The organism is Cryobacterium sp. Y29 (genome assembly GCF_002929825.1).
Lineage (GTDB): Bacteria > Actinomycetota > Actinomycetes > Actinomycetales > Microbacteriaceae > Cryobacterium.
In genome coordinates this window covers 58,110-77,624 of sequence record NZ_PJJN01000030.1, presented here as the reverse complement: position 1 = coordinate 77,624, position 19,515 = coordinate 58,110, and the positions used below count along the sequence as shown (strand labels likewise).

The 19,515-nt window shown below is 64.6% G+C and carries 19 protein-coding genes; 10 read left to right on the top strand and 9 right to left on the bottom strand.

Annotated elements, in window-relative coordinates; genetic code table 11:
- Window positions 1-3 precede the first annotated feature (3 nt).
- The 9 genes from CXY74_RS17275 to CXY74_RS06275 form a co-directional block, all read right to left on the bottom strand.
- A complete protein-coding gene (locus tag CXY74_RS17275) occupies window positions 4-288 on the bottom strand; it encodes a hypothetical protein (protein WP_146070067.1) in 285 nt (94 codons plus the stop codon).
- 317 nt (window positions 289-605) lie between these two features.
- Complete coding sequence (locus tag CXY74_RS06310) at window positions 606-1,910, bottom strand: thymidine phosphorylase (RefSeq protein WP_104199647.1); 1,305 nt, start codon at window positions 1,908-1,910, stop codon at window positions 606-608.
- A complete protein-coding gene (locus CXY74_RS06305; protein WP_104199646.1) occupies window positions 1,907-2,335 on the bottom strand; it encodes a cytidine deaminase in 429 nt (142 codons plus the stop codon). The genes CXY74_RS06310 and CXY74_RS06305 overlap by 4 nt, the downstream gene beginning before the upstream one ends.
- Window positions 2,332-3,618, bottom strand: coding sequence for an ABC transporter permease (locus CXY74_RS06300; RefSeq protein ID WP_104199645.1), 1,287 nt, complete (start codon window positions 3,616-3,618; stop codon window positions 2,332-2,334). Before CXY74_RS06300 ends, CXY74_RS06305 begins: the two co-directional genes overlap by 4 nt.
- Window positions 3,615-4,910, bottom strand: a complete 1,296-nt coding sequence (locus CXY74_RS06295) for an ABC transporter permease (RefSeq protein ID WP_104199644.1) — start codon at window positions 4,908-4,910, stop codon at window positions 3,615-3,617. The genes CXY74_RS06300 and CXY74_RS06295 overlap by 4 nt, the downstream gene beginning before the upstream one ends.
- A complete protein-coding gene (locus CXY74_RS06290; protein WP_104199643.1) occupies window positions 4,907-6,469 on the bottom strand; it encodes an ABC transporter ATP-binding protein in 1,563 nt (520 codons plus the stop codon). The genes CXY74_RS06295 and CXY74_RS06290 overlap by 4 nt, the downstream gene beginning before the upstream one ends.
- A 161-nt stretch (window positions 6,470-6,630) precedes the next feature.
- Complete coding sequence (locus tag CXY74_RS06285) at window positions 6,631-7,731, bottom strand: BMP family protein (RefSeq protein ID WP_104199642.1); 1,101 nt, start codon at window positions 7,729-7,731, stop codon at window positions 6,631-6,633.
- A 142-nt stretch (window positions 7,732-7,873) separates the two neighbouring features.
- Window positions 7,874-8,935: a BMP family protein gene (locus tag CXY74_RS06280; RefSeq protein ID WP_104199641.1), complete on the bottom strand. Its 1,062-nt coding sequence runs from the start codon at window positions 8,933-8,935 to the stop codon at window positions 7,874-7,876.
- Between the two features lie 61 nt (window positions 8,936-8,996).
- Window positions 8,997-10,118 (bottom strand): mannose-1-phosphate guanylyltransferase, encoded by a 1,122-nt coding sequence (locus tag CXY74_RS06275; protein ID WP_104199640.1) that lies wholly within the window; start codon window positions 10,116-10,118, stop codon window positions 8,997-8,999.
- A 96-nt stretch (window positions 10,119-10,214) separates the two neighbouring features.
- Between CXY74_RS06275 and CXY74_RS06270 the strand changes: the two genes are divergently transcribed.
- From CXY74_RS06270 to CXY74_RS06225, 10 genes are all read left to right on the top strand, one after another.
- A complete protein-coding gene (locus CXY74_RS06270; RefSeq protein ID WP_104199639.1) occupies window positions 10,215-11,399 on the top strand; it encodes a glycosyltransferase family 1 protein in 1,185 nt (394 codons plus the stop codon).
- A 110-nt stretch (window positions 11,400-11,509) separates the two neighbouring features.
- Window positions 11,510-11,923, top strand: a complete 414-nt coding sequence (gene sdhC / locus CXY74_RS06265) for a succinate dehydrogenase, cytochrome b556 subunit (protein ID WP_104127400.1) — start codon at window positions 11,510-11,512, stop codon at window positions 11,921-11,923.
- A gap of 11 nt (window positions 11,924-11,934) precedes the next feature.
- The gene (locus tag CXY74_RS06260) at window positions 11,935-12,387 is read left to right on the top strand and encodes a succinate dehydrogenase hydrophobic membrane anchor subunit (RefSeq protein WP_104199638.1); all 453 of its coding nucleotides are present in this window, start codon (window positions 11,935-11,937) and stop codon (window positions 12,385-12,387) included.
- 17 nt (window positions 12,388-12,404) lie between these two features.
- Window positions 12,405-14,231 carry a succinate dehydrogenase flavoprotein subunit gene (sdhA, locus tag CXY74_RS06255; RefSeq protein WP_104199637.1) on the top strand — a complete coding sequence of 609 codons (1,827 nt, stop codon included), beginning with the start codon at window positions 12,405-12,407 and terminating at the stop codon, window positions 14,229-14,231.
- Complete coding sequence (locus CXY74_RS06250; protein ID WP_104199636.1) at window positions 14,231-14,992, top strand: succinate dehydrogenase iron-sulfur subunit; 762 nt, start codon at window positions 14,231-14,233, stop codon at window positions 14,990-14,992. Before sdhA ends, CXY74_RS06250 begins: the two co-directional genes overlap by 1 nt.
- Before the next feature lie 123 nt (window positions 14,993-15,115).
- Window positions 15,116-16,186, top strand: a complete 1,071-nt coding sequence (locus CXY74_RS06245; protein ID WP_104199635.1) for a YihY/virulence factor BrkB family protein — start codon at window positions 15,116-15,118, stop codon at window positions 16,184-16,186.
- Window positions 16,187-16,199: 13 nt separating this feature from the next.
- Window positions 16,200-17,057: an exodeoxyribonuclease III gene (locus tag CXY74_RS06240; RefSeq protein ID WP_104199634.1), complete on the top strand. Its 858-nt coding sequence runs from the start codon at window positions 16,200-16,202 to the stop codon at window positions 17,055-17,057.
- Complete coding sequence (trpS, locus tag CXY74_RS06235; RefSeq protein ID WP_104199633.1) at window positions 17,054-18,058, top strand: tryptophan--tRNA ligase; 1,005 nt, start codon at window positions 17,054-17,056, stop codon at window positions 18,056-18,058. The genes CXY74_RS06240 and trpS overlap by 4 nt, the downstream gene beginning before the upstream one ends.
- The gene (locus CXY74_RS06230; protein WP_104199632.1) at window positions 18,058-18,663 is read left to right on the top strand and encodes a GNAT family N-acetyltransferase; all 606 of its coding nucleotides are present in this window, start codon (window positions 18,058-18,060) and stop codon (window positions 18,661-18,663) included. Before trpS ends, CXY74_RS06230 begins: the two co-directional genes overlap by 1 nt.
- Window positions 18,660-19,451, top strand: a complete 792-nt coding sequence (locus CXY74_RS06225; RefSeq protein ID WP_104199631.1) for an HAD family hydrolase — start codon at window positions 18,660-18,662, stop codon at window positions 19,449-19,451. The genes CXY74_RS06230 and CXY74_RS06225 overlap by 4 nt, the downstream gene beginning before the upstream one ends.
- Window positions 19,452-19,515 lie beyond the last annotated feature (64 nt).

Here is a 19,515-nt window from a genome sequence, read left to right as displayed (position 1 = left end):
CTGTCACGTGGATACGCAGGTCAGCTTCGAGTCCTGCTGGCAGAGGTACCCCGTACAGGCGGGCAGCAGTGGCATGGCTGAAAAGGCGCCTGCAGGCATCCGTTGTTGAAATGCCCGGCAACGGTCTTGCAGGTTCTGAACGCTGCCAGCCGCAACGCAGATCCCCCAGAACGGATGATCAACATCGCGCGAGCGCAGGCGCTTGGCCGAGATACCCGCTGCCAGCGCCTCGGCACAGGTGAACGCTCCCGACTCGAAGCCGGGAGGGAGGGAAGTTTGGATATGCATGGCCTGAGAGTGCCACGGTCGGCGATCGGCCCGGCAGTTATCCACAGGGTTGCAGGCAGTCGTATGCGATCTCGCCCAGCAACCTCGCGTGACCCAGGCGAGATGCCACCTTTATCCCGAAGAGCACTGCCCGACCCGAGCGAGATGCCACCTTTAGCCCGAAGAGCTCTGCCCGACCCGACCGAGATACCACCTTTAGCCCCATGAAAGCTCACCAAGGGGTCGAAAGTGGCACCTCACCAAGATCAAGGGGCCAGAGATGGCACCTTGCGCTACCACTGGTGCACGACAGGGCGCTGGGCACGCGGGTGACGTCGCTAGCGACTCCCGATGCGCTCCGCGATCAGCGGACCGCCGGTGTGCACGGGCTCCCCCGGATCATCGATGCGCCAGGCACCAGCAACGGCCTCGAGCGCCCGGGCGAACCGCGCCGGCTCGTCGGCACTGAGCGTGAAGAGCGGCTGGCCTTCGACGACGGTATCACCGGGCTTGGCGTGCAGGTCGATTCCGGCGGCATGCTGCACGGGATCCTGCTTGCGGGCCCGGCCAGCCCCGAGCCGCCAGGCGCCGATGCCGAAGGGCAGTGCCTGCTGTTCGACCAGCACGCCGCTCCTCTCGGCGAGCACGACGTGGGTTTCGCGGGCGACCGGCAACGCGGCATCCGGGTCGCCGCCCTGCGCCCGAATCACCGCGCGCCACTTATCCATGGCCCGGCCATCCGTGAGGGCCGCGCCCACGTCGACGTCGGTGATTCCGGCCAGGGACAGCATCTCCTCGGCGAGAGCCACCGTGAGCTCGACCACGTCGGAAGGTCCGCCGCCGGCGAGCACCTCGACCGACTCGCGCACCTCGTTGGCGTTACCGATCGCACGTCCCAGCGGCACGTTCATGTTGGTCAGCAAAGCGGATGTCGCCACCCCGGCATCTTCGCCGAGCTCGACCATCGTGCGGGCCAGTTCCCGCGACCGCTCGATGTCTTTGAGAAAGGCGCCGGAGCCGAACTTCACGTCGAGCACGAGTGCACGGGTGCCCTCGGCGATCTTCTTCGACATGATCGACGATGCGATCAGCGGAATCGACTCGACCGTGCCGGTGATGTCGCGCAGGGCGTAGAGCTTGCCGTCGGCCGGGGCCAATCCGCTGCCGGCCGCGCACACCACACCGCCGATCTCCTGCAACTGCGTGAGCATCTCGGTGTTGGTGAGGTTGGCACGCCAGCCCGGAATGGACTCGAGCTTGTCGAGGGTGCCGCCGGTGTGGCCGAGGCCACGGCCGGAGAGTTGCGGAACGGCCGCGCCGAACACCGCGACGAGCGGCATCAGTGGCAGGGTGATCTTGTCGCCGACACCGCCGGTGGAGTGCTTGTCGGTGGTCGGCTTGCCGAGGCCATCGAAGCTCATGCGTTCACCGCTCGCGAGCATGGCCATGGTGAGGGCGCGAATCTCGTGACGGCTCATGCCGTTCAGAAAGATGGCCATGGTCATGGCGGCCATCTGCTCATCACCGACAAAACCACGCGTGTAGGCGTCGATCAGCCAGTTGATCTGCGGCTCACTGAGCTCGCCGCGATCGCGCTTGGTGTGAATGAGGTCGACGGCGTCAAACGCTTCGATGGTGGTCATGGCGTAAAATCCTTGGCAGCGCGGTAGTCGGCGAGTTGGCGAGGTCCGAAGGCGTCGGGGAGCACCTCGTCGATGGTTTTGACCCCCGACACCGTTTCGAGCAGCATGCCCGGCGCGGAGTGTTCGTAGAGCAGCTGCCGGCAGCGACCGCACGGCATGAGAATGTTGCCGTTGCCGTCGACGCAGGTGAACGCGACGAGCTGGCCACCGCCGCTGCGATGCAGCGCCGACACCAGACCGCACTCGGCGCAGAGGGTGAGGCCGTAGGAGGCATTCTCCACGTTGCATCCGCTGATGACTCGCCCGTCTGTGACGAGCGCGGCAACACCGACCGGAAACTTCGAGTACGGCACGTAGGCCGTCTTCATGGCGGCGAGGGCGACCTCACGCAGGGCGGCCCAGTTGACCACGTCGGCCCGGGTCATGATTTTATATACGGTTTGCCGGATGCTGCCGGGCCCCGCGATTTGCCTACGAGGCCAGCCACGGCAAATATCGTCACGAGGTAGGGCAGCATGAGCATGAACTCGCTCGGCACGGGCGAGCCGATAATACTGAGCACGTTCTGCAGATTGCTCGCGAAGCCGAACAACAAAGCGGCGAGGGTGGCGCGAATGGGATCCCAGCGGCCGAAGATCACCGCGGCGAGGGCGATGAACCCGGCTCCGGCCGTCATCTCCTTGCCAAACGCTCCCACCGAGCCCAGGGTGAAGTAGGCGCCACCGAGACCCGCGATGGCGCCGGCCAGCGACACGTTCCAGAAGCGGGTGGCCGCCACGTTGATGCCGACGGTATCGGCGGCCTGCGGATGCTCCCCCACGGCGCGAAGGCGCAGGCCCCACTTGGTGTGGAAAATGCCGTAATACACCGCCGCAACGGCCACGTACATGATGTACACGATGAGCGTCTGGCGAAAGAACACCGGTCCGATAACAGGGATTTCACTCAGCAGCGGGATGTCGATGCGGTCGAAGCGCGGAGGCTGGTTGAGCCGGTCCGCGTTCGGGGCCAGAAGCTGCGAGAACAGAAACCCGGTGAAGCCCGTGACGAGCACATTGAGCACGACACCGACGATAACCTGATCGACGAAATACTTGATGGAGAACGCAGCGAGCACGAATGAAACGAGCACACCGGCGGCCATGGCGGCGAACAGGCCGGCGATGGCCGAACCGGTGAGCGAGGCCACGAGTGCTGACGTGAAAGCACCGGCGAGCAGCTGGCCCTCGATAGCGACATTGACCACGCCGACGCGCTCAGAAATAACTCCACCGAGGGCGCCGAAGATCAGCGGAACGGCGAGGCTGAGCGAGCCGAACAAGAGGCCGGGAACCGGGATGGTGTTTCCCGCTGATGCCCAGGCCAAAAAGCCGACCAGGAAGAGGAACGCGAACACACTGATCAACCAGATCGGCGTCTTCTTCGACGAGCGCACGAGCCACGAGCTCCAGCCGGTGATCAGGGCGAGGATGAGGGTGACGACGATGCCGGTGGCCCGGGTCGGCAGCTCGACCTCGGGCAGCTGGAGGAGGTCGGTCGAGGTCGACAGACGCATGGTGCTTATCCCGTCCCTCGCGAAAACGACGAGCAGCAGGATGCCGAGGGCCGTGAAGATCGCGAGGGCGATCGGTGCTTTCCAGCTCACCAGCGCCGTGTTACCGCTCAGGGCTGACGGGGTGCGTGGAACGCTGGGGGCAATGACGCTCATTTAGCTGCCGCCTCTTTGGTGATGATGGGCCGTTGGCGGCGGGGAAGAGCGCCGGGTGTGGGCAGACGGAAGATAGTGCGCACGAGCGGCGGCGCGGCGATGAAGAGCACGATGAGGGACTGCACCACGAGCACAATGTCAATCGGCACGCCCTCGGCGGCCTGCATCGAGAATCCACCGGCCTTGAAGGCACCGAAGAGGATGCCGGCGGCGAAGACACCCCACGGTTTGGAACGACCAAGCAGGGCGACCGTGATCGCGTCGAAGCCGATTCCGGAGTCGATTCCGGCGCCGAAACCGCTCGTCGTGGTACCGAGCACCTGGTTGATTCCGGCCAGCCCCACGAGGCCACCGGAGAACAACATGGCGTAGACGTACATGCGCTGCACGCTGATGCCCGCGACCCGCGCGGCGTTGGGGTTCTCACCCACGGCGCGAAACTGGAAGCCAATGTTGGAGCGGCTGAGCAGCCACCAGGTGAACACCGTCGCACCGATCACCAGCACGAAGCCGAAGTGCAGATTGTAGTTTGGTCCGAGCAGGTCGGGAAAGATAGCGGTCGGCTGAGTGGCGGGGCTCTGCGGGTTGTTCGAGCCGGGTGTCTTGAGAAACCCGTCGCGCAGGAGGTAGCTGACGAGGTAGAAAGCAACGTAGTTGAGCATGATGGTCGTGATCACTTCGTGGGCGCCGGTACGGGCCTTCAAGAGGCCCACCAGACCGCCCCAGAGCGCGCCGCCGAGGATGCCAGCCACAAGCGCGGCAACGAGGTGGATGCCATAGGGCAGGTCGACGGCGAAGGCTACCCAGCCGCCAATGGCCGCAGCGATGAGCATCTGCCCACGCCCCCCAATGTTGAACAAGCCCACCCGGAAGCCGAGGGCCACACCGAGCCCCGCCGCGATCAGCGGCGTGGCGAAGGTGAGCGTCTCCGTGAGGGGCTTGATGCCGTCGGCGAAATCGGGGCGGCGGAAGTTGTAAATCGACCCTTGGAACAGGGCAGAGTACGCACCGCTCACGGCCTGCCAAATGGCGGAGACGGTATCGGCGGGGCGCGAGAAAAAGTAGCCGGACGCGGCCTGCACGTCTTTATTGGTGAACGCGATCATCACCGCGCCCACCACGAGTGCAAGCAGGACGGCGAGCACCGAGATGAGAGCGCTCCCCGTCGTGATTTCCCGGAATACGCTGTGCCAGCGCGACTGTTCCGGCGTGTGGGGAGCCGAGCCGCGCGTCGCGGAGTCGGGAGTGCCTGCTGCTGGGGTGCTCGGGGCGGGAGTCTGACTGTCGCTCATGCGGCAGCTCCTTCTGTACGTGGCGTATCGGTGTCGGGCGTATTCGTGGGACCGGCCGGGTCGGGCACTTCGCCGGCCATCATGAGCCCCAGCACGGAGCGAGGGGTCAGGCCGGGCACGATACCGACGATGCGGCCGCGGTACATGACCATGATGCGGTCGGCGAGTGCCGCCACCTCGTCGAGCTCGGTAGAGATCACGATGACCGGCGTGCCCGCATCCCGGGTGGCAACGATGCGATCGTGCACGAACTCGATGGAACCCACGTCAAGCCCCCGGGTGGGCTGGGCGGCGATGAACAGGCGCAGGGAGCGGCTGAGCTCGCGGGCGAGTACGACCTTCTGCTGGTTGCCGCCAGAGAGTCGAGCGACGGGGGTGTCGATTCCCTGCGACCGCACGTCGAACTCGGCGACTTTCTCGGTGGCGAAGCGGGAGAGGTACTCGAGCTGCACGTTGAAACGTTTGACGAACGGCTCGGTGTACGAACGGTCGAGCATGAGGTTCTCGGCGATGGTGAACTGGCCGACCAGGCCATCTTCGGTCCGGTCCTCCGGCACGAAGCCGACGCCGGCATCGAGCACTTGGCGTACCGTGCGGCCGCGCAGGCTCACGCCGTCGAGGGTGACCCCGCCGGTGACCCGCGGCTGGAGCCCCATCAGGGCCTCGGTCAGTTCAGTCTGACCGTTTCCCTGCACCCCGGCAATGGCGAGGATCTCGCCGACGGCGACCGTGAAACTCACATCGTCGACGACGACGTGGCCCGACGCATCGTGCACCGTGAGGTTGGTCACGACCAAGGCCGCCTCACCGGGCGCGGCCTCGGTCTTCTCCACGGTGAGATCGACCGCGCGGCCCACCATCAGCGTGGCCAGTTCTTCGTTGGTCGCGGTAGGGCTGGCTTCGCCCACGACCGCGCCGAGGCGGATGACCGTGATACGGTCGGCGACTTCGCGCACTTCCCGCAGTTTGTGCGTGATAAAGACGATGGAGGTGCCCGTGCTCTTCAGCTGGCGCATGATGGCCATGAGCTCGTCGGTCTCCTGCGGGGTGAGCACGGCAGTGGGCTCGTCGAAAACGAGCACCTTCGCGTCCCGGGAGAGCGCCTTGATGATCTCTACCCGCTGCTGCACGCCAACGGGCAGGTCTTCCACGAGCGCGTCGGGATCGACGTCGAATCCGAACCGGTCCGAGATCTCACGCACGCGCTTTCGGGCGGCGGGAAGATCGAGGCGGCCGCCGGAGCGCGTTTCCTCGTGTCCGAGCATCACGTTCTCGGCGACGGTAAACACGGGGATGAGCATGAAATGCTGGTGCACCATCCCGATGCCCGCGTTCATGGCGTCGCCGGGCCCACTGAAATGCTGGGCTATGCCGTCGAGCAGAATCTCGCCCTCTTCGGCCCGATACAGGCCGTAGAGCACGTTCATCAGGGTGGATTTGCCGGCGCCGTTCTCGCCGAGCAGCGCGTGAATTTCACCAGCCTCGACGGTAAGGCTGATTCGGTCATTGGCAACCAGGGCGCCGAACCTCTTGGTGATGCCGCGGAGTTCGAGCTTCATGAGTCCAATTCTATTGAGCGGACGCCGCCAGCGACGCGGCGACTCAGTTCAGCGGGGGCCGGGTGACGAGGAGGCTCTGTCGCACCGGCGCCCGCTGTCGGGAACGCGGAACGACGCCGGGGAGGCCAGCGTGAGCTGTCCTCCCCGGCGTCGTCGGTGTTTTACTTCGGTGTGGCGGGTGACTCGATGACGATCGTGCCGCTGATGATGTCGGCGGTAATGGCGTCGATCTCGGTCATGATTGCCGGGTCGACCTTGGACTCCCACTCATGAAGGGGCGCGAGGAGCACTCCCTTGTTCTCCAGGGTGCCGACGTAGGCCTCCGAGGTGTAGTCACCCTTGGAGGCGTCCACGGTGATCTTCTTGGTGGCATCCGTCATCTGCTTCATGACCGAGGTGAGATACATGGAGGCGAACTCGGGCGAGGTCTCGAAGAGGTCGGAGTCGACGCCGATGATGGCGACGTCCTTGCCGGAGTCTTGGATGGCCTGCGCGGTGCCCTGGAAGAGCGGTCCGGCGACGGGCAGGATGATGTCGGCGCCCGCGTCGATGAGGCCCTGGCTGATGGTCTTGCCCTTGGCGATGTCGTCGAAGCTGCCCGCAAACAAGCCTGCTTGTGCGGCCTTGTCCCAGCCGAGAACCTTGACGTCTGCGCCCTTGACCTCGTTGTAGTGCGCGACGCCGTCGACGAAGCCGTCCATGAAGATGGTGACGGAGGGGAACTGCTGTCCGCCATAGGTACCGACGGTCCCGGTCGTGGTGGTGCCGGCGGCGAGGTAGCCCGCGAGGTAGGCAGCCTGGGCGGTGTCATAGAGCACCGGCTTCACGTTGTCGAGCACGAGCGGACTGAAGTCATCGTTGGAGATCGCCGAGTCGATCAGGGCAAACTGCACGTCGGGGTTGGCTTTGGCCGCATCGCGGGTGGCGTTGGCGAGCGCAAACCCCACGTTAAGAATGAAGTTGCAGCCCTGATCGACCATGCTGCTCACGTTGCTCACGTACTGGTCGGCCGACTTGGACTCCGCCTGCTTGAACTCCCCGCTGATTTCGTCGGCGGCCTGGCTTATGCCCTCGAAGCTCGACTGGTTGAACGACTTGTCGTCGAAGCCGCCGAAGTCGGACACGATGCAGGGCAGAAAGTCGCTGGCCGCAGCGGAATTGTTGTCGGTCGTAGCGGGCGCCTGAGCACAGGCGGCCAGCATCGCCACGGTACCGAACATTGCAAGACCGGCAAGTGCGGTCTTACGGGTCGAAATTGTCAAGAGGACCTCCTGGGTGCTGCCCAGCGAGATCGCACGGGCGTGGTGCGATCCACGTTACCCAATGTCTTGGTGCGCGGATGAGCATTATGGGTGCGCGCGCGAGTCGTTACCAAGCCGCGACATTGCCGAGACGATTCTTTCCCTATTGGGGTGTACTGGGGCCCTCTACGGCGATGATCCCGGCTACAATCGCGGCTCTGATCTGGTCGAGCTCGGCACTCAGTTCAGGCGTGACCAGCGAAGCCAGGTCGTGGAAGTCGGCGATCTCGACGCCGCCGTTCTTCAACGTGCCCACGAAAGCCGTGTTGTCGAAGGTGCCGTCCAGGTCGGATCCGATGGTTTCCACAACAGCGGCCGAGGTGTTCTTCAGCACACTCGTGAGAACGACAGACTGGAATTGTGCAGGCAGGGTGACATAGCCATCGTTATCGACCCAAATAATAGAAATTCCCGGTGTCTCGACGGCGGCGGCGGCGGCGCCCTGCCCGACCTGGCCGGCCACCGGCAAAATGACGTCAGCACCCTGGTCGATGAACGCCTGGGCGAATGCCTTGCCCTTGTTGACGTCTTCGAAATCGCCGGTGAAGCTGCCGTCCTGGGTGTCCTTGTTCCAGCCGAGCACCTGCACGGCAGCTGTGTGCTTGTCGTTGTACATGGCGACGCCGTCGACGAAACCGTCCATGAACAGGGTGACGGGCGGCTGGTTGCCGCCGCCGAAGGTGGCTACAATCCCGGTCTTGCTCACGCCGGCCGCTAGGTAGCCGGCCAGAAAGGACGCCTGCGCGGTGTCGAAGACGATCGGTTTCACGTTGGGCGCATCGACGACCTCGTCGACGATCGCGAAGTGCACGTCGGGGTTGGCCGTTGCCTCGGCGAGCGTGGCATCGGCGAGTTCAAAGCCGACGGTGAGGACGAACTGGCATCCGGTCGCGACGGCTTGACTCACGTTGGGTGCCAGATCGGTCTCCGACGTCGACACGATCGCCTCGGTGTCGATGCTGTACTTCGTCGCCGCCTCCTGCAGCCCTTCCCAGCTGGACTGGTTGAAGGACCGGTCGTCGAGACCGCCCGAGTTCGTGACCATGCGGGCGCAGTAGTCGGGCGCTGTTGCATCCGTTGTCGCGGTCGGTGTCGGCGCCTGCGCGCACCCGGCCAACAGCAGAGCGGATGCCGCGAGGGCAGAAACAGCAATCAAGTGACGCATAAAGACTCCCTTAAGCATGATCTGGAATTCTAGTCAGTGCGAGCCGAACACCGATACCGGTTTAGAGCACGTCGCTCGAACCCGAGAGCTTCAGCGCGTCGACGACCGCCTTGACCTTCTGCGCGTTCGCGCTCGTCGTGACCAGCAACGCGTCAGGCGTGTCGATCACGACGATATCTTCGACACCGATGAGCGCGATCATACGACCGGTGTGGCTGACCACGATGCCGCTCGACGAGTCGGCGAGCACGCGTGCTCCCTCGCCGAGGATGGCCAGGTTGGCCTTGCGTCCGCCCGAGTGCAGCTTGGCGATCGACGCGAAATCGCCCACGTCGTCCCAGTCGAATTGGCCGGGGATCACCACGAGCTTGCCGGCGGCGGCAGCCGGTTCAGCGACCGAGTAGTCGATGGCGATCTTCTTCAGGCGCGGCCAGACTTGGTCGACGACGGCGCCGCGGGCCGGGGTATCCCAGGCGGCGGCCAGTTCGAGAAGCCCGGCGTGCAGCTCGGGCTCGGCCGCCTCAATCTCGGCCAGCAGGCGGTCGGCACGGGCAATGAAAATGCCAGCGTTCCACAAGTGATGGCCGTCGGCGAGGTAGCGCTCCGCAACATCGGGGCTGGGCTTTTCGACGAAGGAGTCAACGGCCAGGGCGCTCGGTGCCCCATCGATTGCCAGAGAAGCGGCGCTTTTGATGTAACCGAAGCCGATCGCGGGCTCGGTCGGCTGAATGCCGATCGTGACGATGTAACCGGCGTCCGCTGCGACAACCGCCTCCAGCACCGCCGAACGAAACAGCGCGTCGCCCTTGATGACATGGTCGGCGGGGAACGACCCGATGATCACGCCGGGTTCACGCAGCTCCAAAATGGCTGCAGCGAGGCCGATCGCGGCGGTCGAGTCGCGCGGTTCGCTCTCGAGAACGACGTTCGGGTCGGTCAGTTCGGGCAACTGCTGTTCAACGGCAGCACGGTGCGCCCGACCGGTGACCACCATGATGCGCTGCTCGCTCGAAAGCGGAACGAGGCGATCCCAGGTGTCGCGCAGCAGGGTGTGTCCAGACCCGGTGAGGTCGTGCAGAAATTTGGGGGCATCCGCTCGCGATAGCGGCCACAGCCTGGAACCGATGCCGCCGGCGGGAATCACGCTGTACAGGCGGTCGATGGGCTCAGTGGACGTAATCATGCGCCCAGACTATCCGGCGCCCGCACTACGACGGCGCGAGAGCGCTGTTCATGCGCCCGTTACTCGGCGGCAATGCTTGTTGTTTACTCTCAAACCATGCGGATCGCAGTAATCAGCGAAAGTTTTCTCCCCACCGTGAGCGGTGTGACCACGAGCGTCTGCCGGGTACTCGAGCACCTGGCCGCCGCCGGTCACGAGGCCATGGTCATCGCCCCCCACGGCGCCCCCGTCGAGTACGCCGGTTTTCCGGTGCATACCGTCTCGGCGGTCAACTACCGTGAGTTTCCGGTCGGCATGCCGAGCCCGCAGGTGCAGAAGTTACTCGCTGACTTTCGCCCCGATGTACTGCACGCAGCCTCGCCGTTTCTGCTCGGCGCCCAGGGCATCAGCGCCGCCAACCGTCTCGACATTCCCTCGGTCGCGATCTTTCAGACGGATGTCGCCGGCTACGCGCACCGAAACCACCTCGGTCCCGCCACGGCCCTGGCCTGGCGGTTTGTGAAGTGGGTGCACGAGGGCGCCACCCGCACTCTCGTTCCGTCATCTTCGTCGATGGCTGCCCTGCTGCGCCTCGGCGTTCCCGGCCTGGCGATGTGGACTCGCGGAGTCGATCTCGCCGGGTTCCACCCGAATCTGAAGAATGACCCAGCGGTCGCCGCCCTGCGGGAACGAATTGCGCCGCAGCACGTCGCACCCACGGGCTACGGCTCTGAGCCTGACGTGATTGTCGGGTATGTCGGCCGCATGGCCCCGGAGAAGCAGGTGGAGCGACTGCGTGCTCTGCGCGGGGTGCCGGGCATCCGTTTAGCACTCGTCGGGGACGGGCCGAGCGTCCCGTCCATTCGGCGCGCTCTCTCGGGTATGCCCGTCACCTGGCTGGGACGCCTGTCGGGCCGCGAACTTGCCATTGCCTACGCGAGCTTTGACGTGTTCGTGCACGCGGGCACCGAGGAAACCTTTGGACAGACGCTGCAGGAGGCGCACGCCGCCGGCCTGCCCGTGGTGGCCCCGCACGCTGGCGGACCGATCGACCTCGTGACGCACGGCGTGAACGGCTATCTGTTTCGACCGGACGACGATCACGACCTGCGGCACTGGGTGCACCAGCTCGCACGTGATCCGATGTTGCGGGCACGCATGGGCGAAGCCGGGCGTCGCGCAGTGCTGGGGCGCTCCTGGCCGACGGTCTGCGCCGAACTGGTCGAGTACTACGAGCAAGCCGTCGACGAACGTCTGGCCGTGCGCGCCGGCACGCACATACCACCTTCGATGCAACGTTAGGGCAACCTAACTGACACGAGCGGGCGGTGCGCTTGTAGAATAATGTCATGTGCTTATAGCGCATTCTCGGTCTCATTTGAGAGCCATTATTCAGCCAGGGAGGGTTGTTCATGCCACAGACGGCAGGAACCCTAGATTCTCAGCAGAAGACGACGTCACGTCGCCCCGCCGGCACCCTGTATCGGGGTAACACGGGGATGTGGTCGTGGGTATTGCACCGCATCACGGGCGTCGCGATTTTCTTCTTTCTGCTTGTTCATATTCTCGACACGGCGCTCGTGCGGGTCAGTCCCGAGGCGTACAACGCGGTTATCGCGCAGTACCAGACGCCGATCATGGGTCTCGGTGAGGTCGCACTCGTCGGAGCCATCGTGTTCCACGCGTTCAACGGGCTGCGGATCATTCTGATCGACTTCTGGAACGCCAAGTACCAGCGGGTGCTGTTCTACGTCGTCATCGGCCTGTGGGTCGTCACCATGCTGGGCTTCGTGCCGCGCCACCTCATCAACGTGTTCAGCCACTAGGGGGCGATCATATGACTACAACAATCGAAGCTCCCCGCAGCCCATACAGCCGCTCCACAAAGAAGAGCGGTGTCAACTGGGAAAAGTGGGGCTGGATCTACATGCGTGTCTCCGGCGTCGTGCTGGTCGTACTCATTTTCGGCCACCTGTTCGTCAACCTCATGATCGGCGAGGGCGTCAGTGCCCTGAACTTCGCGTTCGTCGCCGGCAAGCTGACCAATCCGTTCTGGATGGTCTGGGACGTCATCATGCTCTGGCTCGCCCTGATTCACGGCGGCAACGGCATGCGCACCCTCGTCAATGACTACGCGACCACGCGAACCAGCCGCGGCATCCTCAAGGTTGCGATTCTGGTCAGTGTTGTCTCGCTGATCGTCTTGGGCACCCTCGTGGTGTTCACCTTCGATCCCTGCCCCGCCGGTGCGCCCGCCGACCTCGTGGCCTCGTTCTGTACGTCCCTCTAGGAGCTGCACACACACATATGACTTCTTCCACTTCACCCGCCGTTCCCAATCCGGCTCCGGAGTCCACCGTCGTAGACGGCGTGCACTACCACCAGCACGACATCGTCATTGTGGGAGCGGGGGGAGCTGGCATGCGCGCCGCCATCGAAGCCGGCCCCAACGCCAGCACAGCGGTCATCTCCAAGCTCTACCCAACGCGCTCGCACACCGGTGCGGCACAGGGCGGCATGGCTGCGGCCCTGGCCAACGTCGAGGAAGACAACTGGGAATGGCACACCTTCGACACGATCAAGGGCGGCGACTACCTGGTCGACCAGGACGCCGCCGAGATCCTGGCCAAGGAAGCCATCGACGCCGTCATCGACCTCGAGAACATGGGCTTGCCGTTCAACCGCACCCCGGAGGGCAAGATCGACCAGCGTCGTTTCGGCGGCCACACCCGCGACCACGGCAAGAGCCCGGTTCGCCGCTCCTGCTACGCCGCTGACCGCACCGGCCACATGATTTTGCAGACGCTTTACCAGAACTGCGTCAAGCGCGGCATCAACTTCTTCAACGAGTACTACGTGCTCGACCTCGTCATGACCAACGTCGATGGTGTCGACCAGCCGTCGGCCGTGGTTGCCCTCGACCTGTCGACCGGCGAGTTGCACGTCTTCCAGGGCAAGGCGTTCATTTTCGCCACCGGCGGTTTCGGCAAGATCTACAAGACCACGTCGAACGCGCACACCCTCACCGGTGACGGTGTCGGTATCGTCTGGCGCAAGGGGCTTCCACTCGAGGACATGGAGTTCTTCCAGTTTCACCCGACCGGCCTGGCCGGGCTGGGCATCCTCTTGACCGAGGGCGCCCGCGGTGAGGGCGCCATTTTGCGGAACGCCTCCGGTGAGCGCTTCATGGAACGCTATGCGCCGACCATCAAGGACCTCGCCCCGCGCGACATCGTCTCGCGCTGCATGCTCAAGGAGGTCGCGGAGGGTCGCGGCGCCGGGCCGGAGAAGGACTACCTGTACCTCGACTGCACGCACCTTGGCAAGGAACTGCTCGAGACGAAGCTGCCCGACATCACCGAGTTCGCCCGCACCTATCTCGGCGTCGACCCGGTCACCGAGCCGGTACCGGTCATGCCGACCGCGCACTACGCGATGGGCGGCATCCCCACCAACGTGAAGGCCGAAGTCTGGCGCAACAACGAGCAGGTCGTTCCCGGCCTGTACGCCGCCGGTGAATGTGCCTGCGTCTCGGTGCACGGCTCCAACCGTCTCGGCACCAACTCGCTGCTGGACATCAACGTGTTCGGCAAGCGCGCCGGCATCAACGCGGTCGAGTACGTCAAGACGGCCGAGTTCGTTCCGCTGCCGGAAGACCCGGCCAAGGAGGTGCGCGAACTGCTGGAAGGTATCCGCTCATCGACGGGAACCGAACGCATCGCCGTGCTCCGCAAGATTCTGCAGGAAGAAATGGATAAGAAGGCTCAGGTGTTCCGCACCGACGAGTCCCTCGCCGAAGTCACCGAGACCATCCACCTGCTGCGCCAGCGTTACAAGAACATCGGTGTGCAAGACAAGGGCCGTCGGTTCAATACCGACCTGCTCGAGGCGGTCGAACTGGGTTTCTTGCTCGACCTCGCTGAGGTTGTCGTCTACTCCGCCCGCAACCGCAAGGAAAGCCGGGGCGGACACCAGCGTGAGGATTACCTCGTGCGCGACGACGAGAACTACCTCAAGCACACCATGGCCTACCTCAAAGGTGACGCCATGAGCGCGGATGCCGCCGACCACATCAAACTCGACTGGAAACCGGTTGTCATCACCCGTTACCAGCCGATGGAGAGGAAGTACTAGTGAGTTCCGCCACGATTGATCAGAAGCCCGTCGTTCCCGAGGAGATCAAGTCCTTCACGGTGACGCTCATTATTCGTCGGTTCAACCCGGAGGTCGACGACGAGCCGCACTGGCAGGACTTCGACGTGCAGATGTACCCGACCGACCGCGTGCTCGATGCCCTGCATAAGATCAAATGGGAGCAGGACGGCTCGTTGACCTTCCGCCGCTCGTGCGCGCACGGCGTCTGCGGCTCGGATGCCATGCGCATCAACGGCCGCAACCGTCTGGCCTGCAAGACGCTCATGAAGGACCTCGATATCACGAAGCCCATCTACGTGGAGGCCATCAAAGGCCTGCCGTTGGAGAAGGACCTCATCGTTGACATGGAGCCGTTCTTCGACTCGTTCAAGGCGGTGCAGCCGTTCCTCATGAACAGCGTCACGCCGGCCAAGGGCAAGGAGCGCATTCAGACGGTCGCCCAGCGCGCTCGCTTCGACGACACCACGAAGTGCATTCTGTGCGCAGCGTGCACGTCGAGCTGCCCGGTCTTTTGGACCGACGGCCAGTACTTCGGCCCGGCCGCGATCGTCAACGCGCACCGGTTCATCTTCGACTCCCGCGATGAGAATGCAGCCGTGCGCCTCGACATTCTCAACGACAAGGAGGGCGTGTGGCGTTGCCGCACGACCTTCAACTGCACGGAAGCCTGCCCCCGCGGCATCCAAGTGACCCAGGCCATCTCCGAGGTCAAGCAGGCCATTATGCGCGGCAAGGCGTAGCTGATTGATTTTGTGACAGATACCCCCGTCGATTCGACGGGGGTATCTGTCATTGCGTGGGCAGCGGATGCCGCGTGCGGTTGGCCTCACCGGTACACCCGGTACTGCGGTTAAGCTGACACCGTGAAAGAGCTGGTAGAGCGCGTTCTGGCCTGGCGTCCCGTGCGGGTGCTGACCCATTTCAACACCGCCGGTGGTGGCATCCTGGCCGCCGGAATGTCCTTTCAAGCCATCTTCGCCATTTTCGCCGCCGTCTGGGTGGCTTTCTCCATCGCTGGGCTTGTTCTGACCGCGAACCAGGGGCTGCTCAACGCCCTCTACGCCATCATCAACCAGTCGGTTCCGGGCCTGATCGGCACCGACGCCATCATCGATCCGGAGGTACTTGCCACCGCCGGCATACTCACCTGGACCGGCGCCATCGCCCTGGCCGGACTTCTCCTGACCGTTCTGGGCTGGCTGTCGACCACCGCGCAGGCCGTGCGGACCGTCTTCGGCATGCCACCACAGACCAGATTCTTTATCTGGGTCAAGCTGCGCGAGCTCGGTCTCGGGTTAATCTTCGGGCTCGCCCTGGTCGTGTCGGCCCTCGTCTCCCTCGCGAGCACCGCGCTGCTCGGCGCTCTGTTTCGCCTCTTTCAGATTGCCCAGGACTCGTTCTTCTACGAGGCGTCTGCTCGCGGCATCGGCCTGGCCGTCGTGCTCGTCATCGACACGCTCACCCTCGCCGGCCTGTTCCGGGTGCTGTCGCGGGTGCGTATTCCGGTGCGCCGTCTGTTCGCCGGGGCACTGCTCGGCGGTGTCGCCCTCGGAGTGCTGAAAATTCTCGGTGGAGTGCTCCTCGGTGGCGCCAGCCGCAACCCGCTGCTGGCGACCTTCGCCGTGATCATCGGTCTGCTGGTCTGGTTCAACCTCGTGAGTTCCGTGACACTCATCGCCGCCTCGTGGATCGCAGTCGGCATGGCCGACGCGGGCATTCCGCCGCACATGCTCAGCGCCGATGAGGCCGCCGACCGGCAGGAGAAACGGATGAACGACGCCCTTCGGCTGACCGCGCAGGCCGAGCTCACGGCGGCCAGGACCGACCTCGATGCGTCGCCGTGGTATGCCCGATGGGCCGCCAGCCGCCGGCTGAAGGCGGCGGAAGCACGGGTGGCCGAGTACGCCCTGGCCGATGCGGCAGACGCGCGCTAACTAGACTTGACTCATGTCTTCTGCCAAACCGCTCCGTATCGCCAGCATCAACACGAACGGGGTACGAGCCGCGTACCGCAAGGGAATGGGCGACTGGCTGAACCAGCGCGACGTGGACATTCTGGCCATCCAAGAGGTGCGCGCCTCGACCGAAGACCTCGAGGGTCTGCTGGGGCCGGACTGGAATATTCTGCACGACGCGGCCACCGCCAAGGGCCGGGCCGGCGTTGCCCTGGCGAGCCGGGCCACGGCATCCATTCACCGGGTTGCCCTCGGCGCTGAAGAATTCGACAGCGCCGGCCGCTGGCTCGAAGCGGACTACGAGGTCAACGGCCAGATCGTCACTGTCGTGAGCACCTACGTGCACTCCGGCGAGACCGACACCCCGAAGCAGATCGAGAAGTACAAATTTCTCGATGCCATGATTGCCCGGTTGCCTGAGCTGACCGAGCACAGCCCGCTCGCGCTCGTGCTCGGCGATCTCAACGTGGGCCATCGCACGCTCGACATCAAGAACTGGCGCGGCAACAAGAAGCACGCGGGTTTTCTGCCGGAGGAACGGGAGTACTTCGACCGTATCCTCGGCGGCGAAGGCGAGCCGGAGTACAACGCGGGGGCGGGACTCGGCTGGGTGGACGTCGGCCGTAAGTGGGCCGGCGAGGTCGAAGGACCGTACACCTGGTGGTCGCAGCGCGGCAAGGCCTTCGACACCGATACTGGGTGGCGCCTGGATTACCATCTGGCCAGCCCCAAGCTGGCGGCATCCGTTCTGAACTATGCGGTCGACCGGGCCGCTGCGTACGACCAGCGCTGGAGCGACCACTCCCCCGTCGTGGTCGACTATGACCTCGCGAAAGAAGCACACTCATGACCAAACCCCGCCTGTATTCGGGTATGCAGCCCTCCGCCGAGTCCCTGCAGATCGGCAACTACATCGGCGCGCTTTTGAACTGGAAGTCGCTGCAGCAGACGCACGACGCGTTCTTCTCCATCGTCGACCTGCACGCCATCACCGTCGCCCAGGAGCCCGCCAAGCTCCGCGAGAACACGCGTGGCACGGCGGCGCAGTATATTGCGGCCGGGATCGACCCGTCGGCGTCAACGCTGTACGTGCAGTCGCACGTCGCCGCGCACGCCCAGCTGGCCTGGGTGCTCAACACCATCACCGGGTTCGGTGAGGCGAGTCGCATGACGCAGTTCAAGGACAAGTCCGTGCGGCACGGCGCCGACGCGACATCCGTTGGCCTGTTCGCCTACCCGACACTGATGGCGGCGGATATTCTGCTGTACCAAACCGAGATGGTGCCGGTCGGGGAAGACCAGCGCCAGCACGTGGAACTCACCCGCGACCTCGCCCTGCGCTTCAACTCACGCTTCGGCGACACCTTCACGATTCCCGAAGTGGCGATCGTGAAGGAGACCGCGAAGATCTACGACCTGCAGAATCCCACGTCGAAGATGAGCAAGTCGGCCGAGTCGCATGCCGGCATCATCTGGCTGCTCGATGAGCCCGGCATCACCAAGAAGAAGATCATGCGGGCCGTGACGGATGCCGACGGCGGCGTGGTCTTCGACCGCGAGAACAAGCCGGGTGTGGCCAACCTGCTCACGATCTACTCCGTACTGGCCGACGAGTCGATCGAATCGCTCGAGAACGAATACGCTGGCCGCGGGTATGGCGACCTGAAAAAGGGTCTGGTCGAGGTGGTTCTAGGCACGTTCGATCCCATCCGCCAGCGCGTGGCCGAGCTGCTGGATGACCCGGCCGAGCTCGACCGGGTTCTCGCATCCAACGCGGCCCGGGCCTCGGATGTCGCAAATGAAACCCTGGCCACCGTCTACGACCGCGTCGGCTTTCTGCCCCCTCGCTGATGCAGCCGTTCTCGCTCTCCTCACCGCTGGTACTGCTTGATGCGCCTGTCGTCGGAGACACCGACAGGGTCTTCGAATACTGCCAGGACCCGCTTTTTGAGCGTTACCTGACCGTTCCGTGGCCTTACCGCCTGGAGCACGCCGAAGGATTCCTCGCTGAGTATGTCCCGTCCGGATGGATGTCCGATCGGGAATATACCTGGGCATTGCGGGACCCTGCCGGGCCGGACTTGCTGGGCGTGATCTGTCTGCGCTTGACGGGCGAATCCGTCGCGGCGGACGCATCCGTTCACCGGGTGGGCTCCATCGGCTTCTGGCTGGGCGCCCCGTACCGGGGCCGCGGCCTCATACTCGAAGCGCAGCGGCTCGTCGCCGATTGGGCGTTCGCGGCAGGAATCATCGACGTGCTGCACTGGGAATGCTTGGTCGGAAACGTCGCGTCGGCCCGCGCGGCATGGAAGTCGGGATTTCGATATTCCGGCACGGGGCCATCCGTCACCGCCTACCGGGACGGAGCCTTCCCCGACTCCTGGCACGGCCACCTCACAGCCGGCGATGACCGGAGCCAGCAGCCCGGCTGGCCAGCAGCGGCCCTCGCTCGATGACCGTGCCGCGCGTCGTCTTATTCGACCTCGACGACACCCTGTTCGCTCACCGGGCCGCGGTCGCTGCCGGTATTCTGCTGCACCTCGACCGGGTCGGAGGTGCCTTCGCAACCGCCGACCGGAAAGCGGCGACCGTGCTCTGGGACGCGCTCGAAGAGGAGCACTATCACTCCTACCTCGCCGGCGATCTGGACTTTGCCGGTCAGCGTCGTGCCCGGGCCCAGGATTTCGCGGCGTCGTTCCACATAGCGCTGTCCGACGCCGAAGCAGATGCGTGGTTTGACGAATATTTCGACAGCTACCGGTCCCGGTGGCGGCTGCACGACGACGCGCTCCCCTGCTTCGATGAGCTGGCCGAGGTGATTCCCGCGGTACGCTTTGGCCTCATCACGAATGGTGACCCGGTTTTTCAGGGCGAGAAGATTCGTCGCGTCGGCCTGGCTGACCACTTCGAGCATGTCATCGCCTCGGGCGCGCTCGGCTTTGCCAAGCCCGACATTCGCATCTTCGAGCACGCCTGCGCGCTGTTTGGCGTGCCCGTCGAGGAGGCGGTTTACGTGGGAGATCGGCTGCGCACGGATGCCCTGGGCGCGGCCGCTGCGGGGCTGACGGGGGTCTGGCTCGACCGCGCCGGCGCATCCGCCGTCGGCGTTGGCGTTGGCGCTGGCGTTGGCGGTGGCGTTGGCGTTGGCGTTGGCGACGCAGACGCTGCCGCACGCCTCGGAGTTCTCCGCATCGACACTCTGGCCAGCCTGCCGGGACTGTTTGCCGCCCTCCCTGGGGCATAACTCCTGCAAATTGCAGCCTGTGCAAGATAAGGCCCCAAATTGCGGGCCTTCTACTTTGGGTCAT